Genomic DNA, 17850 nt, shown 5'->3' on the forward strand with positions numbered 1-17850 from the left:
CCGTTTGACTGATAGGGCCGTTTCGATGATGGTCCGCCCCGATAGAAGCGGATAGACCGCTCGTTCAACAGGGATCTGTGATGTTCAAAATGTGGTTTTCCATTCCATTATGGCAACGCGTGATCGGGGCATTGATCCTAGGGACGAGCCTGGGCTGGGTCTGGCAGGAATTTAGCCTGTTTGGCGGGGCAGACCCGACCAGCATCAAGTGGATTGGCGACTTATTTATCAGGGCGATCAAGATGTTGATCGTGCCGCTCATCTTCTTCTCATTAGTATCGGGGATTGCCGCGCTTGGTGATCTTAAGAAGCTTGGGAATGTCGGCGGCAAAGCGTTGATGATATTCGCCGGGACCGCGGCATTTTCCGTGACGCTTGGTCTGACATTGGCGACTTTGTTTGGTCTTGGTAAAGGGGTGAACGTAGAGCTCCCCGAAGGCGCAGAGGTGCCCGAAGCTTCAACGACAACCGCCGTCGATATGATCCTTTCCATGGTAACCGACAACCCGGTCGCGACCATGGCTGAAGGGCAGGTCCTGCCGCTAATCATCTTCGCACTGCTGTTTGGTATTTCTGTGCTGATGGCGGGCAAGGAAGCCGAACCGATCGTGCGGGCGATGGATGCCGGCGCAGCGGTGATGCAGCGCATGACGATGATCGTCATGGAACTCGCGCCGTTCGGCGTCTTTGCGCTGATGGTCTGGGTCGCAGGCACGTTGGGCGTCGACGTCTTGCAGAGCCTCGCGCAAGTGGTGTTGTTCAACTATATCGGCTGCTTGATTATTATCCTAGTTATGTACCCTTTCATCATCAAATTTATCGCTAAACTTCCGCTGATAGATTTCTACCGCGGCATTGTTGATGCACAAGTGGTGGCCTTCTCCACCGCATCTTCAAACGCTGCGCTGCCGGTTACGCTTCGGTGCGTTCAGCGAAACTTGGGCGTATCTCGGTCGGTTTCGAGCTTTGTCATCGCGCTGGGCGCGACGATCAACATGAATGGTACAGCGATGTATTTGGGTCTCGTGGCAATTTTCGGGGCCAATGTTTACGGCATTGATCTGAGCTGGACTGCGTATGTTTTGATCGGAATTACAGCAACTCTTGGTTCTGTCGGCGCAGCGGGAATTCCAGGCTCAGGCCTGATAATGCTGACGCTCGTATTGACCTCGATCGGTGTGCCATTGGAAACGGTCGCATTGGTCGCTGGTATCAATCACATCATGGATATGATGCGCACGATGACCAACGTGACCGGCGATGCAACAGTCGCAGTAGCCGTAGCCCGGATGGCGGGTGAAATCGACGTAGAGGAATATGTGTCGGCCGACGATATCTGACGCAAGAGTTCAATCGCGTTTGAATGGTTTTTCATACCGATAAACCCCAACAGACGCCTCAGTTAGCTGGAGCAATCTTGATGAGCAGCACCGCACCAAAACTGGGACTTTGGACCAAAGTTGCTTATGGCTTCGGGGCATCGGCCTATGGCATCAAGGAAAACGGCTTCGGATATTTCTTGTTGCTGTATTACGGCACCGTTGTCGGGTTGGAACCCGGATTGGTCGGGCTGGCAATTTTACTAGCCTTGGTTGTCGATGCTGTCAGCGATCCGGTGGTCGGCTATTGGTCGGACAATTACAGATCCCGTTGGGGCAGACGGCATCCCTTTATGTATGCTGCTGCAATCCCAGTGGCCGTCAGTTATTTTCTTCTTTGGAATCCGCCCGAATGGGGGCAGGCAGGTCTGTTCTGGTATCTGCTTATGCTCGCGATACTAATCCGCACCTTCATCACATTTTATGAAACGCCCAGCTCCGCGCTGATGCCTGAACTTACGCAGGATTATGATGAGCGCACCACAGTTCAAGCTTGGCGGCTTTTCTTTGCTTGGTTCGGCGGAAATCTGATGAGCGTGCTGATGTTTGGCGTGTTGTTGGTCGCGACGGCCCAATACCCGGTCGGCACCCTGAACAGGGACGGATATCAAACCTACGGCATCATTGCGTCTGTCTTGATTTTTGCTGCGATCATGGTTTCCGCTGTCGGCACCCATCATCACATTCCGCATCTTCGCAAGCCGCCAGAACGCGATATTCGCGGATTGAAAGTTGTATTCAGGGAATTGTTCGAGACACTTGGCGAGCGAAGCTTCATGGCGCTATTTATAGCTACCCTGTTTGGCGCGGTTGCGACCGGCTTAACTGCAGCGCTATCTTTCTTGATGCTTACCTATTTCTGGGGTTTCTCGGCGCAGCAGATATTTCTCTGGACCGCTCTCGTGTTTATCTCCGCCTTTCTGGGTCTACTGATTGCACCGCGAATGGTTAGGCGCTTCGGAAAAAAGAATTCGGTGGTGATATTCGGGACGATAGCGTTCAGCCTCGCCCCAATGCCGGTGATTTTGCGATTGTTTGATTTGATGCCTGCCAATGGTGACCCTCTGCTGTTCCCTCTTGTTGTCACCTTCAACACAATCGATCTGGGGTTGATTATCGCACTGCAAGCCGTTCTCTATTCAATGGTTGCCGATCTCGTCGAGCAAAGCGAGCTGAAGACCGGCCGCCGCAGCGAAGGCGTGTTTTTCGCCGCAATAACCTTCATCCGGAAAGCCAATCAGGGCCTAGGCGCATTCGCCGCCGGCATAGTCCTGTCGGCAATATCTTTCCCGCAGAATGCTGCATTGGAAGATGTACCTGAAGATACGATCTGGCAATTGGGTGCATTGCTCGCCCCTAGCCAACTGCTGTTGTGGGGCTGTATGATCTTGGCCGTCAGCCGCTACAAAATAGGTAAAGCCCAGCACAACGCCAACTTGGCCGAATTGGCCAAAATCAAGAGCGACAGCTAAGCGGGTATCATATTACGGCAAGCCAGCGCCCGCAATTTCCACGCGCGTTGTGATAACCTTGCCGTTGCGCCCTGCCCTGCAGTCTTCCCGGTCAGCAGAGTCGGCAATCGCGATATACAAAGTCTTCCGGTCATCGCCGCCCAATGCGCAGGCAAAGGCTTGTTGACCGGTGTCGATTGTTTGCAAGATTTCGCCTCCTTCGCGGACCCGAACGCAGCGTGCATTGGTAGGCGACGCCACCCAAACAGCTCCCTCCTCGTCCAGAGCGATACCGTCGGGAACCGAGCCATCGGTAAACTGCGCCCAAATCCGCCGGTTGCTCAAACCACCATCCTCGTCAATATCGAACGCCGTCAGCCGCGCGGCGTAGGTTTCTGCGATGATCAACACTTTGCCATTGGGCGTGATTACTGTGCCGTTAGGAAACACCATCTGGTCGGCTGCTTGGTGCACAGTGCCATCTGGGTCGACCCGAACCAAAATAGTCGGCGCGACAGGTTCATCTTCATCGGTGTGGAAGCCGAAATTCCCGACATAAGCGCGGCCACACCGGTCCACGACCATGTCATTGGCCCGCTTTCCTATCATATCTGAAAGATCGGCATGAACCGACATTGCCCCATCGTGACCCCGGCGTAGCAACTGGCGATCAGTCATCGACACGATCAGCATATCACCACCGGGCAACCAACCAAGGCCAGACGGCCTTCCATCGACTTTGCAAACTAGCTCGGCCGAACCGCTAGCCAGGATCTTGAAGACTCTATCATCATGCATATCGGAGAACCAAAAGGCCCCGTCATGCCAGCGTGGTGCTTCGGCAAAAGCCAGTCCTGATGCGATTATGTCCATTGTGGTGTCCCCGCAGATTGCATTTGGGCCATGTGCAACCAAACTGAGCCGCAAAGCAATCCAGCAATTCAACCTCTGGAATCGATTGGCTGCTTCGGTGGCTTGGTCGCAGCTGTGATGAAATACAAATCGAGCGTTCTCGTCAGCTTTCCTGTTAGAAAAATGCGTGCAACCGACTATCAATAAGCCAATGATTTCAATCACGATAATGAAAAGTCGGATAGGCCGGACCTGTCGCCACTGCACAACCTTCATTACCAAATGTTTTGACAAAGGCTGTCTGCAGCGCGCAGGATGGCATTACAAAAAAAGAATACCATAGGGAGAGAACGGAATGAACAAGTCGATCTTACTCAATACGAGCGCGGTATCTGCGCTCATTTTGTCCGCAGCGGCGGTGCCTTCAATTGCTCACGCACAAGATGCCCCGGCGGATGACTCTGACATCCAGATCGTTGTAACGGGCTCGTTCATTCGCGGCACTCCAGAAGATGCAGCCGTTCCGGTCGATGTCTATTCGAGCGAAGATTTGGACCAGAGCGGGATTTCCTCGCCGCTCGAATTCATCAAGAACCTGCCTGAAGTTGGCAGTGTGCTCGGCGACTCGAACCAGTTTTCCCCCTCCGCGCAAGGTAATCAGGGCTTAGGCTCAATCAATTTGCGTGGGCTTGGCCCGACCCGCACACTGGTGCTGTTTAACGGCCGCAGGACTTTGACCGCGCCAGGTGCAGTCGGCGGCGGGTATGGCGATACAAACTCGATCCCACTGTTCGCGCTAGACCGGATTGAAATTCTGAAGGATGGCGCTGCTGCTACCTACGGATCTGACGCGATTGCCGGCGTTGCGAACTTTGTCACCAAGAAGAATTTTGAAGGGGTTCAAGTCCAAGGTGATTACGAATTCATCGATGGCTCAGATGGCAATTACACTTCTTCAGTCTTAATCGGAAAGAACTTTGGTGACCTCAACATTATGGCTGGCATTGGTTGGCAGCACCGGTCAGAGCTTCCGACAACCGAGCGCGAGTATGGCTTCCAGCCCTATTCGGTGAACCCATCGGCCTGGTCGGCGCTGGCTACGCCAGGGTTTTTCATTATTCCGGGAGTTGGCGCGCGTCCCGATGTTGGCTGCGCGGAAACCGGCGGAACGCCTGACGGAATTTGCCGCTTCAGCTTCGTTCCGTTCGACAATCTGATCGAAGAGACCGACCAATACCAAGGATATGTCCAGGCAGACGTCGATCTGACCGACACTTTCCGCTTTCACGGCGAATTCACCTATGCACAAACCGATCTTGACCGGATCGGCACCTCACCCGGCTACCCGCCACTTCAGGGGCCAGGCGGCGCAAGGCTCGGCGGCGGCTTCTCCGTTTCACCTGACAATCCCGGCGCGCAAGTCTTTGCCAATCAGCTTGGCCTGACCGCTCCGATTGCCGGTCCCATCGGCATCTTCCTGTGGCGTCCGTTCGGCAACCTTGGCAACCCGACCGATCCGGGACGCGGCTCTGGACGCCAAACCGCCAACAACAAGGCCTACCGCCTGTCGGGAACCTTCGAAAAAGACATCAATGACAATTTGCGCAGCCAGCTATCCCTTACCTGGGCGAACTACCAACGCCGCCGCAGCTCACCCGGCTTTGTCGGCTCGCGTTTGCAAGATGCATTGAATGGCCTCGGCGGCGAAAATTGCAATCCCGCAACAGGTGTGCCCGGTCAGGGTGCCTGTATGTGGTTCAACCCGTTCATCAATGCGGGTCCGGGCCATCCTTCATTGGGCCTAACCAACCCATTTTATGTTCCCGGAAACGAGAACAGTGTCGACCTGATCCGCTTTCTTCAAGTCACCAACGGCGTTGAAGAAACCGAAGAAACCTTCGTCGCTGATTTAATCTTCTCCGGCGAATTCAACGTTGATCTAGGCGGTGGCAACATCGGCTGGGCGGCGGGCGCGCAATATCGCAAGCTCGATCTTATTTCACGCGCGCTTCGCCCTGAATCGAACTTGGACCTCAATCCATGTGTTATTCTTGGCGACCAGAGCTGCGTCGGCGGTCCTTTGGAAGGTGCTGGCTCTTTCATCTTCCTCGGCGGTTCACGGCCGGAGTCACTGCAACAAGACGTGAAAGCCATTTTCGCAGAGGTGAAGGTGCCGGTTTCCGATACGCTGGAAATTACAGCAGCCGCCCGTTTTGAAGATTATGGCGGCTCGATTGGCTCGACCTTTAATCCAAAGGGTGCGGTCCGTTGGGAGCCAACAGACTTCCTCGTACTTCGTGGTTCGGTTGGCACTACATTCCGTGGTCCGTTGGCCTCGCAAGTGTCTAACAACGCGGTGACAACCTTGGCCGGAATTACGGCAGCAGCGGGTAATTTCAAGGCTGTCGACATTGCCGGGAACCCTGCTGATCTAGGGCCTGAAACAGCCTTCACCTATAATATCGGTGCAGTCGTTGATTTTGGCGGCTTCAACTTCTCGGTCGATTATTGGAGCTATGATTTCGAAGGCGAGATCACCACAACCGACGCACAGGCAATTGCTAGCAACGTTGTGCCGGTTGCTGGCGGCTTAGCGACTTGTAGCAACGCCTTCGCACCGCTCATCACATTTGATGGCGGCGCATGTGTTCAGGGAACCACTACCGGTCTTAATATCTCGCGTATCTTCACGCAGTGGGTCAACGGTCCAAAAACCAAGACAACCGGTTTGGACATGTCGGCCAGCTTTACCACGGACATCGGGCCTGGAACGGCGTCACTTGGCGTAAATGCCAGCCATATTCTGACCTATGATGTTGGTGACTTTAATTTGAACGGCAATCTGCTGCGCGATGGATTTAGCGCTGTCGGCCTAGCCAACCTTGACCGCCTACCCGGTTCAATTGCGGCATGGCGCGGCAATGCCTACGTCAATTACAATGTGGGCGGTCTCAACCTGCGTTATGGCGCAAGCTATATTGATGGGGTCGATGACGAACGTTGCCCAGCATTGCCCGCGCCATGTGCGACCACGAGTGCTGGCGGAACCAACTTCGGCCGGACTATCTCAAGCTATACCCAGCATGATTTCCATGCCGCTTATGACTTGCCAATCCAGTCGTTCGATGCCCAATTGCAGTTCTCCGTCGAGAACTTCACTGATGCACAAGCTTCCGAAGCGCGCATTCCGCTGGGTTACAATCCGTTTATCGGGAACCCGCTGGGCCGCATCTTCCGTTTGGGTGCAAAAGTGGGGTTCTAGGACTGGCAGTGCCGGCAGTTTGAGTTACCGCCGGTCAATCAAGGAACCGGCCAAGAAATGGGGACGGGCAGCAATGCTCGTCCCTTTTTCTGTATTTGGCCGGAGTGTATTGCCGTGATGATGCCAGCCCTATCGCAGCATTGCTCGTTCCCTACTCCATCGGGACTGAGCGGATACTCGCAGGTTATAATCTGAAATAGCGAGAAAAATTGGTGAATTTCTCATTCAGGCCGCCAACCCCACTCAATTGTAAATTATTGTATAAGAGCGGGTTTCGTACTTAATCTGAAGAGTGCGTTAACCATTCCAATCTAGTCAGCAGCCTCAAGAAAGTTGGTCAGAAGATCAGCAATAGGGTTGCACGATGATATTCGACAAGAATTTAGACAGCTTGAGATTAAAGGCCGGTTTAGTGCTTTTGTCTGCCGTGGGCGGTTTAATCGCCCCTTCGGTTGCTGTCGCGCAAGTGAAGCGCTCGATCGAAAACCCCAGTTTTGAAGCGAATGATCCGCAGGGGCCAGGGGCACCGAACTTTCAGATCATTCCCGCTGCCAGCGTTCCAGGCTGGACCAGTACCACAAACGAGATCGAACTGTGGGATAGTGGTTTCCAAAGTGTGACATCGGCCGATGGAGCGGTCCACGCCGAAATGAATGCCAACCGGCCTGGCGCGCTTTACCAAAACGTCTGCTTGGTGAATGGAGAGCGAATTCGGTGGCGCTTTGCCCACCGAAAACGGGCCGGTGGACTCGCAAGTCAAACGGCAATCTTCCAGATCGCGAGCAGCACAGGCGCTGTTATCCAAAACCTTCAAACGTCGGTCGCAACCAATGCGGCTGCTTGGGATTTTCGGGCGAATACAACGGGTGTTACATATACCGGACCTTCGGGCGTTCAGCGCATGCAGTTCGTAACCACCGATGCCGGTTCTGTCGGTAATTTTCTCGACGACATCCAGATCACACTTGGCGCCTATATCGAATTTGATCCGGCGGCGACTTCCGCTGTGGAAGGTGCCGTTAGCCCAAACCTTACCGCACTGCGCGTGACAGGCGCGTTTACTTCCAGCGTCAATGTTAAGGTCAATGTGACAGGCGGAACTGCCACCTTAGGTTCGGATTACACAACGCCCAGCGGAACCAATAGCTTTGTTATCACTATACCAGCCGGTGACTATCAGTCTGCGCGAATCCCGCTTGGGCTTTCGATTGTTCAGGATGGGTCGATTGAATCCTCCGAGACAATTCAGCTCAGCATCACACCTGACCCGTCCAATTTCGTCATTTCATCGACCACCTCGTGTGGAGGCAGCGCCAACACCAGCGCGGTCCATACAATCGTCGATGATGATGTGCCGCCAACTGCGGTAAATGACACAGCTACCGGCGTGAATGGCTTCGCGGGCAATACTTCCGTGTTGAATGTGCTTACCGGTGACACGGTCAACGGCGGCCCCGCAACAACTTCAAACGCTATCCTCAGCGTGGCACCCGCTTCAAGTTTGCCGTCGCAACTAACATTTGATTCAGCAACCGGGGTGGTCGGGGTCAAACCCAATACTCCCGCGGGAGTGTATAGCTTCAACTATCAGATTTGCGACGTTTTGAACCCGACCGTCTGCCGGACTGCAAATGCCTCGGTCACCGTTGCACCATCGGTCGATTTGTCGATCAAGAAGACCAATACACCAGGGGTGAACGGGGACGCCGACCAAAGCGATGACGCCGTGTTCGCAGGCTCGACAACCACCTATTCTCTAACCGCCACAAACAGTGGACCAGATTCGGCCACAGGAGCCGTTGTTACTGATGCTCCGGGCGTAGGGATTACATGCGCCTCTAACGCTCCAGTAGCTATCACCGGAAACGGCGTTCCTGCCGGTTCTTTCACTTTTTCCAACCTTGCCGGCTCCGGGATCACTCTTGGAATGCTTGCTTCCGGCCAGTCGGCCATCCTCACTTACTCTTGCCAGGTGAATTAACATGCAAAACCTTAATGCAAACTCTGAAAACAAATCCTTCATCGCAGGTGTCAGCCGTCCGGTTGCCACGCGGATGCTGACAAGTGTGTTGCCATTCCTCGCGCTTGCTGTTCCGGGTACTGCCTATGCGCAGCAAGCCTCCAACACCGCCACGATTGGGGCGCCATCGGGCGCGATTGAAACCAACACCGCCAACAATAGTGCGACCGATACCGATACAATCTTTGCGACGATTGTTGCCAATGATGACACCGCAACTGGCGACTTCGGCATTGCGGGAACCACTGATGTTCTAAACGTATTAAACCTCGACACCTTTAACGGTGCAGCTGCAACGACAGCTGATGTGACAATTACCGCCATCACAGCGGTGCCAACCGGCCTGACTTTTGACGCTGCAGATGGTTCTGTCGATGTCGTTTCTGGCACCGCCGCGGGCGCTTACACATTCGATTACCAGATTTGTGAAACCGCAAATCCGACCAACTGCGTAGATGCCACAGCGACCGTAAATGTCAGCGCACCTACCATTACAGCAGATGCTGACAGTGTTAGCGGGATCAGCGGACTGGCTGGCGGCAATAACGTGCTCGATGTGCTGGATGGCGACCTTCTGGGCGGCGCAGCTGCGACCACCACCAATGTCACCGTTTCGGTCACAACTGCGGCAACGCCGATTAATGGCGGCCCTGTGCCGACACTCGATACCTCGACTGGCCTTATCTCTGTCGCGCCAAACACTCCGGCGGGCACTTACGATATTGTCTACCAGATTTGTGATGTCATCAACCCGACCAATTGTGCTTCCGAAACGGCCACAATCACAGTCGATGCGGCTGTCATTGCCGCAGACAATGATACGGCAACGGGCATTAACGGTGCTGACGGTGGAAACGATGTGGTCAATGTTCTCACTGGCGACACCATCGACGGCGTCCAAGTTAACCCTGCAGACGTAGTCCTGACCGTAGATACTCCGGCAACGCCGATTAATGGCGGCCCTGTGCCAACGCTCAACACCACAACGGGCTCGGTATCTGTTCCTCTGGGCACCCCTGCGGGTACCTATGATATCGTCTATCAGATCTGCGAGGCGCTCAACCCGACCAATTGCACAACCGCGACCGTTTCGGTTACGGTCGACGCACCGGCAATTGTTGCCGACGCCGACAGCGTAACCGGTGTCGACGGCACGGCTGGCGCAGCTGATGTGCTCGACGTTATTGACGGCGATACGCTGAACGGCGCGAACGTGACTGTTGGCGATGTTGATGTCACCGTCATTACTGGAGCAACCGCAATCAATGGCGGTCCGGTTCCAACGCTCAACACAACGACTGGACTTGTTTCGGTAGCGCCGAATACTCCTGCTGGCCTGTATGAAATTACTTACCAGATCTGCGATCCACTCAACCCGGCCAATTGCGATACGGCGGTGGCTTCGGTCACTGTGGCAGCTCCGGCGATCGCCGCAGATGCCGATTCCGTAAGTGGTCTGAACGGTGTGACCGGTGGGAGCGATGTTCTCGACGTGCTCGATGGTGATACTTTGAACGGACAGCCGGTAACAGCTGGCAATATCACAGTAACCGTGGTGACCGCAGCGACACCGATCAATGCTGGCCCAGTGCCAACGTTGGATACGGCGACAGGTCAGGTGCAGCTGCCGGCGAATACGCCTGCCGGAACGTACACGATTGATTATCAGATCTGTGACCCGATCAACCCGACCAATTGTGCGACGGAAACCGCGACTATCGAAGTTGCACCATCAGTCGATCTGGCGATCACAAAGGACAACGGCGTCACTTCCGTCATGTCGGGCGATACCGTCACCTACACGCTGGTGGTCTCCAATGCGGGACCGGATGCGGCAACCGGTGCGCTTGTCCGCGATGTTCCGGGTGCAGGCCTGACCTGTACGGCAACCAACACGGTGACGATCACCGGCGATGGCGTGCCAGCAGGCACCTTCACCGTGGGCGATCTGACAGGACCGGGCATCACGCTCGGCACGATCGGCAACGGTCAGTCAGTGACCATCACTTACAATTGTTCGGTCAACTAAGTTAACAAGAGGCGCAAGCGGATTGCTCATGTATAACCTTCAAAACAATCTAGGTTTGCCAAGCTTGCCGCTTGCTAGGATGTTGACCAGTATCCTGCCTTTCGTAGCTGTGGCTGTGCCTACGGTGCTGGTGGCGGGGGACGTGTCCAACACGGCCACCGTCACCGCGCCAGGCCAGGCTATCGAAACTAACGTAGCTGACAACGCGATTACAGAGATTGATACTCTGTTCGCGGTGATTGTTGCTGATTCCGATCGTGCATCGAACGTCAATGGCGCGGTTGGAGCTCCGGCGGTGCTGAACGTGCTGGACGGTGATACGCTGAACGGAGCGCCTGCAGCGCTAGATACGGTCGATATTCGCGTGGTGACGGCTGCTGTAGCAGCCAATGCGGGTGATTCCGTACCTACACTGAATCCCGCAACGGGTCTGGTTGATGTGCCTGCTGGCACACCTGCTGGCACCTACACTATTACATATGAAATCTGCGAAGAGTTGAACCCGACCAACTGCGCGCAGAACACAGTCACGATAGAAGTATCAGCAAGCCCGATTGTGGCAGTTGGCGACGTCGCAGCAGGCGTTAATGGCGCTGACGGAGCAATCGCGGTGGTCAATGTCTTTACCGGCGATACCGTCAACGGTTTGGCGGCCGACCCTACGAATGTTTTGCTGAGCGTGGCTGACGGATCCGCCGTTCCGACCCAGCTCATCTTCGACCCGGCAACCGGCAATGTCGATGTGGCCGCTGGCACTCCGGCTGGCACATACAGTTTCGACTATCAAATTTGCGAGACTTTGAACCCCGACAATTGCGTTACTGCGACAATCAGCGTTGAAGTTGCTGCCGCAGATATCGTGGCAGATGTCGATACACCTGATCCTGTTAATGGCGCTGATGGCGGCGGTGCCATCGTCAACGTCCTTTCCAATGACGAATTGAACGGGGTTCCAGTCACTCTGGAAACCGTTGAACTGACTATCCAGACTACCGCCACGCCTGCATTCCAAGGCGCACCCATACCTACCCTTGATCCGGCAACCGGGCTTGTGGACGTGCCCTCGGGTACGCCTGCTGGATCTTATGCGATTACCTATCAAATTTGCGAGATTCTCAACCCCACCAATTGTGCGACCAGCACTGTGACAATAGAGATTCTGGCGCCAGAGATTGTGGCATCGGCCGATGAGCCGGAGCCTGTCCGCGCTGGAACCGGCAGCAATATCGCGCTTAATGTATTTGCCAATGATACGCTGAACGGAAAGCCGGTCGATCCGGCTCATATTACCGCAACGATTGCCTCACCTGCCGCTAATCCAGGAGTTGTTCTCGATCCTGCGACGGGCACGGTTTCAGTTTCTCCAGACGTTCCCGCGGGAACTTACACAATCGAATACCAGATCTGCGAGACGCTCAATCCGACTAATTGCGCAACCAGCACGGTTACCATCGTGGTTGAACCCGCACGCAGCGGCATTGAAGGTACCGTTTACACCGACAATAACGCGAATGGCGGGCTTGATAATGGCGACACACGGCGCGGAAACTGGATTGTCGAAGTTCGCCGCAATGGCGAAGTTATTGCTACAGTTCGGACCGATACGAACGGCAATTATGCTGTAGCCGATTTGTTGAGCGGTGATGGCTACGACATTGTCTTCCGCAATCCGGAAAACAATGTCGTCTATGACATCATCAAGGATTTGACACTGGCAGCAAACACAACTGTCATTGACCAGAATTTGCCAATCGATCCATCAGGCATATTCTATGATTCCGTGGCGCGAACCCCGATCGCGGGCGTTACAGCCACGCTGCTGGATCGCAACGGCAATACGCTACCAACAATTTGCTATCTGGACCCTTCACAAAGCAACCAAATAACGGGCGCTAGCGGTGAATACAGGTTCGATATCATTCCAGGCGCCGCAACCCAATGTCCTGTCGGCGAGAGCGAATATTCGATAAGCATCACGCCGCCTAACGGCTTTAACGATCTTTCGACTGTAATTGCGCCGCAGCCAGGACCGTTTGATCCAACCGGCCTTGCCGCGCCTGTCCGGATCAATCCGGAGCCGACTGTGCCAACGGTAGCAAATCCGCCCTACTATCTGACGTTCCGCCTGGAGGCAGGCGATCCGGACATTATCTTCAACCACATTCCGCTGGATCCATTCCTGACGCGGACCCCGCTCATCGTAACCAAAACGAGCTTTAAGCGGTCGGCCAATGTCGGTGATGTCGTTCCTTACGAAATTACCGTCCGCAACACCGAAAACGTCCAGCGTTCCGGCGTGAACGTCGTCGATATTCTTCCTGCCGGCATGAAATATGTGCTTGGAACCGGGGTCGTCGCCGGTGCGGCTACCGAACCGACTGTCAACGACCGGACGGTTCTTTGGTCTGGCCAAGTCATCCCGGCAAACGGATCGGTCAGCTACAATCTGACCCTAGTTATTGGTGCCGGTGTTACTGGCGGTGAAAAGGTCAATACCGGGCTCGCCCAGAATGGCGCCGATGGCAGTGCAATTTCCAACCGTGGTACAGCCGTCGTTTCGATCGTGCCAAGCGCAGTGTTCGATTGTTCGGAATTGCTCGGCAAAGTTTTCGAAGATGCCAACCGCAATGGGTATCAGGACGAGAACGAGCCAGGGGTTCCTGGCGTTCGCCTCGCCACCGTCAATGGCCAGTTGATTACCACCGATGAATTTGGCCGATATCACATCGCCTGCGCGGCCGTTCCTGACGCTCGTATCGGTTCCAACTTCGTATTGAAAGTCGACACGCGGACCCTGCCGCTTGGCTGGGACACCACAACCGATAATCCGCGCTCTATGCGCCTTACGCGAGGCAAGTTCGGCGAGCTTAACTTTGGCGTCGCTCCAGCTGAAACAGAAACCAGTTTGGGGACCCCCGCATCGACAAGAGATGGAGTGGGCGGGGAGAAATTGCCATGAAAAAGTCACGGAACAAAACGATGATGAACCGCACACTTAGTGTCAAAACCGGTCGTTCTAACTGGGCTGTGCGCTGTTCCGTTCTTGCTGTCGCAACGGCTGCATCAAGCGTCAGTGCGCAAGCGTCAGAGAATGTCTCACCCCAACCAAATGCCGTGCTGGCTGCCTCTGCGGCTCCGATAATTTATGTCAGTAATCCTGTCATTCAAGCGATTCCTAACCGGAGCGGAATGTCGGCCGCTCCAGTCACCCCTGTTCCTGTAGCCGGGGATTCAAAACCTAGGCCTGCTCGTGCGGTGCAGACGCCGCCCGCGCAGATCGCCTCAGCAAAGGCAAGTGTATCAAAAGCCGCTTTGGTCGCAGCAGAATTGTCCGCTTCAGAACCACCTGCCACCCCAGCGCCTGCTCAGGCTGACGCTGGGATGGCACAGAGCGAGCGGGAAGACGTAAATCGTAAGCCACAAGCCGTGCAAAAAACAGCAACGGTAGCCGACGAACATGAGGTACGCTTCCGGGCAGACACACTTGTGGTCACACCCGTTCTGAATGTCGGGCTGGTCGAGTCGCAACGGACTGCAGCTGCGGGCGAAACTGTTACGTTTCTTGGCTACAACAATTACCCGTCATTCGTCGTCAAAGGCGAGATCCGAATATTCCGTGCGACGCAATCGGTCGATGCAGAGCCGCTCGCGGTCTTGCCAGTTGATGCAGCGGGTGGCGCAGGCTGGACTGTCCCTTCAACAGGGCCATCAGCACTGTTTTACGTCTACCGCGTCTATTCAAAAGACGGAAAATTTGACGAAACAAGCCCTGAAGAATTGACCATTGTCGACACTGCTGTTTCCCAGTCAATGAGCAGACAGCCGGTCGAGCGCCCGAATTTCGGTGCGATCGATGAAGCCGCGCGCCGTACCATTGATGTTTCGGGCCTAATGGCGACTGTCACAGGTCATGCGGACCCAAGTTCCGACACGGTCTTCGTATCGGGTCAGGCGGTTCCGGTTGATCTGGACGGCAAGTTCGCCTCCCAGCAAATCGTATCGCGCAAAGATGGTGCGATGGAAGTCGTCATCAAACGGGATGGAAAAATCATCAAGCAGGCCGAGCAAAGCTTTGCTGTGCCAAAGGATGATTGGTTTATTGTCGGCCAAGGCGATCTTACGCTTGGCCGCAGCTATGACAGCGGGCCATTGCAGGACGTTGCGGGCGATACGCTTGCCAGCGGCAATTACGCGGCTGGCCGGGCAGCGTTCTATGCCAAAGGCATTGTCGGCGATGATGTCCGCGTGACGGCCTCGCTCGATACGGGCGAGACATTGGTGAAGGATTTGTTCAGCAATCTCGACCGGAAAGATCCGCGGCAATTGCTCCGCCGTCTGAACCGCGAGCAATACTACCCCACATATGGTGATGATTCGACACTGGTCGAAGATGCGCCGACGCAAGGGCGCTTCTATCTGCGAGTTGCGAAGGACGAGAGCCAGCTTGTGGTTGGCAATTTTGTTACGACAGTGAACGGCGCAGAGTTGGCTCAACTCGACCGCGGCCTGTTTGGCGCATTGGCGGATTATAACAGCAAGCAAACCACCGAATTTGGCGAACGCAAGGTGCAGGTGACTGCATTTGCATCCGATCCCGGAACGGTCCCTGGCCGGGAGGAGTTTCGCGGCACAGGCGGCTCACTGTATTTCCTTAAGCGTCAGGATGTATCGATTGGCTCGGAACGCGTGCGTATCGAAGTGCGTGACCGGGAAACCGGGTTGGTTCTCGAAAGCCGCGACCTGTTCGCTCAACAGGACTATGATTTCGACCCCTTCCAGGGCCGGATCACTTTGCTGAAACCGCTTGCATCCACCGTCGCAAATGGCGGAGTTGTGCGCGAAGGCGCCTCCACTGGAAATGTGCCGGTACTGGTGGTGCGCTATGAGTATTCACCGCTTGTCGGCGATCTCGACGGCTACACAGTCGGCGGTCGTGGTTCAGCCTGGCTTGGCGAAAATCTGCGCCTTGGCATGACCGTCCAGCGCGACACCGTGGAAGATGCTGCGCAAACACTGATCGGCGCGGACGCAATCTTCCGCCTGACTGCCGGGACTTATTTGAAGGCCGAGATCGCGCAAACCGACGGGCCAGGATTTGGCCAATCCAACTCTGTCGATGGTGGCCTGTCTTTTACCGACATTGCAAGTCCTGGCGCAGGCGTAAAGGCGCAGGCCTGGCGTACAGAAGCGGCTGTTGATTTTGCTGAATTGGCGGGCAATGCCATCGATTCAGGGGCAGCATCGGCATATTACGAAAGCTACGATCAAGGATTTGCCTCTGCCGGACGCCTGTCGCCCGCAGATACAGTGCGCTGGGGTGCGGCGGTCAATCTGCCGCTTGGATCCGCTGCCGCTGTAACCGCGAAATATGACGAACTTTCATCGGGTAATACCGGTGATAGCAAGACTGGTTCGCTCGATCTGACCAACAAGTTTTCGATGGGCACAGCAACGCTCACTGCCAAAGCTGGCCTTCGTTACGAAGACCGGACGCCCGGGCTGCTGTTCAACAGCGTCCAAGATGGCAGCCGCACCGACGCCGCATTGGAACTGGAATATGCGCCCTCCAAGAATTTGGCGGTCCACGCATTCGGTCAGGCAACAGTCGGTCGTGATCCAAGTCGGCAGGGTAATTCCCGCGTCGGTGGCGGTATCAAGGCACAGCTGACCGAGCAATTGTCGATTGCGGGTGAATTGTCCGGCGGTGATGGCGGCCTCGGTGCCGATATCCAGCTCAACCACCGGTTGGGTGATGGGCGCGAAGCGTATGTTGGATATTCGCTGTTTGCGGACCGAACCGACACCGGACTGGACAGCCAAAACATTTTCACACGTTCGAACCGTGGTTCGCTGACGCTTGGGGCCCGCCAACGGTTTAGCGACAGCCTGTCGGTCTATGGTGAAAACCGGGTTGGTATTGGCGGTGTTGCACCATCGCTTACCCGCAGCTTCGGTTTGCAGTTCGCACCGACCGAGAAGCTCAGCTTCACCGGAAGTTTCGAGAACGGGCAAATAGACGACGCGACCACCGGCTTGTTCAAACGAACCGCAGTGAGCATGGGTGTCGGGTACACAGCCGATGACGTGCGCATCGGCAGCTCCATCGAAATGCGCCATGAAGATGGTCAGGGGCGCGATGTAACTGTCTGGCTGTTGCGAAATGATTTCAGTTATTCTGTCAATCCAAGCTGGACCGCACTTGGCCGTTTGAATATTGCTCAGGCTGATTTCGACAGTCCATCGGTGAAAGCCGCCGAGTTTACCGAAGCGATGGCAGGTCTTGCCTTCCGCCCGGTCAATAATGAACGATTTAATGCGCTAGCCCGGTTCAGCTATTTCGAGGATCTTGGGCCTGCGGGCCAAATCACCGGTTCCGGCCAAACGCAAAGTCCGAAACAGGAAAGCACGATAATTAGCTTAGATGCCAATTATGATCTGAGCAAAAAGCTGACTATTGGCGGCAAATACGGGTACCGCAGTGGCCGTGTTTCAATCAGCCGCGACAGCGACACATTTGTCAATTCAGAGGCGCATCTGGGTGTTATCCGTGCGGACTACCACGTGAATAAGGAATGGGACGTATTGCTGGAAGGCCGCGCTCTGTGGGTTACCTTGGCCGATGACAAACGCCTTGGCGCGCTGGGGGCAATCTATCGCCATCTCGGCAATAATGTGAAAGTCGGCGTCGGCTATTCGTTCTCTGATTTCTCCGATGATTTGACTGATCAAAGCTACACCAGCCACGGGCCGTTCTTGAACATCCTCGGAAAATTTTAGGTGTCTGAGTAAGCAGCGATCAAAAAAGTGGTTTTCATAGAGTAGTATGACACCGCTGGGCCAAATGAGAGGAGGTTGAG

The 17850-nt window shown here is 55.1% G+C and carries 8 protein-coding genes; 7 read left to right on the plus strand and 1 reads right to left on the minus strand.

Annotation, left to right across the window (positions count from 1 at the left end):
- The first annotated feature begins 80 nt into the window (after window positions 1–80).
- Window positions 81–1340 carry a dicarboxylate/amino acid:cation symporter gene (locus tag GRI36_RS12090; RefSeq protein ID WP_160598683.1) on the plus strand — a complete coding sequence of 420 codons (1260 nt, stop codon included), beginning with the start codon at window positions 81–83 and terminating at the stop codon, window positions 1338–1340.
- 80 nt (window positions 1341–1420) lie between these two features.
- Window positions 1421–2851 (plus strand): MFS transporter, encoded by a 1431-nt coding sequence (locus GRI36_RS12095; RefSeq protein ID WP_160598684.1) that lies wholly within the window; start codon window positions 1421–1423, stop codon window positions 2849–2851.
- A gap of 12 nt (window positions 2852–2863) precedes the next feature.
- Here the strand turns inward: GRI36_RS12095 and GRI36_RS12100 are convergent, their stop codons facing one another.
- Window positions 2864–3703 (minus strand): SMP-30/gluconolactonase/LRE family protein, encoded by an 840-nt coding sequence (locus GRI36_RS12100; protein WP_160598685.1) that lies wholly within the window; start codon window positions 3701–3703, stop codon window positions 2864–2866.
- Between the two features lie 334 nt (window positions 3704–4037).
- Here GRI36_RS12100 and GRI36_RS12105 point away from each other — a divergent pair, with 334 nt between their 5' ends.
- From GRI36_RS12105 to GRI36_RS12125, 5 genes are all read left to right on the plus strand, one after another.
- On the plus strand, window positions 4038–6944 hold the full coding sequence (locus GRI36_RS12105; RefSeq protein ID WP_160598686.1) for a TonB-dependent receptor plug domain-containing protein: 2907 nt from the start codon (window positions 4038–4040) through the stop codon (window positions 6942–6944).
- Window positions 6945–7356: 412 nt separating this feature from the next.
- Window positions 7357–8925 (plus strand): DUF11 domain-containing protein, encoded by a 1569-nt coding sequence (locus tag GRI36_RS12110; protein WP_160598687.1) that lies wholly within the window; start codon window positions 7357–7359, stop codon window positions 8923–8925.
- Window position 8926: 1 nt separating this feature from the next.
- Window positions 8927–10993 (plus strand): beta strand repeat-containing protein, encoded by a 2067-nt coding sequence (locus GRI36_RS12115; RefSeq protein WP_160598688.1) that lies wholly within the window; start codon window positions 8927–8929, stop codon window positions 10991–10993.
- A 28-nt stretch (window positions 10994–11021) separates the two neighbouring features.
- Window positions 11022–13952, plus strand: coding sequence for a DUF11 domain-containing protein (locus tag GRI36_RS12120; RefSeq protein ID WP_160598689.1), 2931 nt, complete (start codon window positions 11022–11024; stop codon window positions 13950–13952).
- A 296-nt stretch (window positions 13953–14248) separates the two neighbouring features.
- A complete protein-coding gene (locus GRI36_RS12125) occupies window positions 14249–17770 on the plus strand; it encodes a hypothetical protein (protein WP_160598690.1) in 3522 nt (1173 codons plus the stop codon).
- Window positions 17771–17850: the final 80 nt, after the last annotated feature.

The organism is Pontixanthobacter gangjinensis, assembly GCF_009827545.1.
Classification (GTDB): domain Bacteria; phylum Pseudomonadota; class Alphaproteobacteria; order Sphingomonadales; family Sphingomonadaceae; genus Pontixanthobacter; species Pontixanthobacter gangjinensis.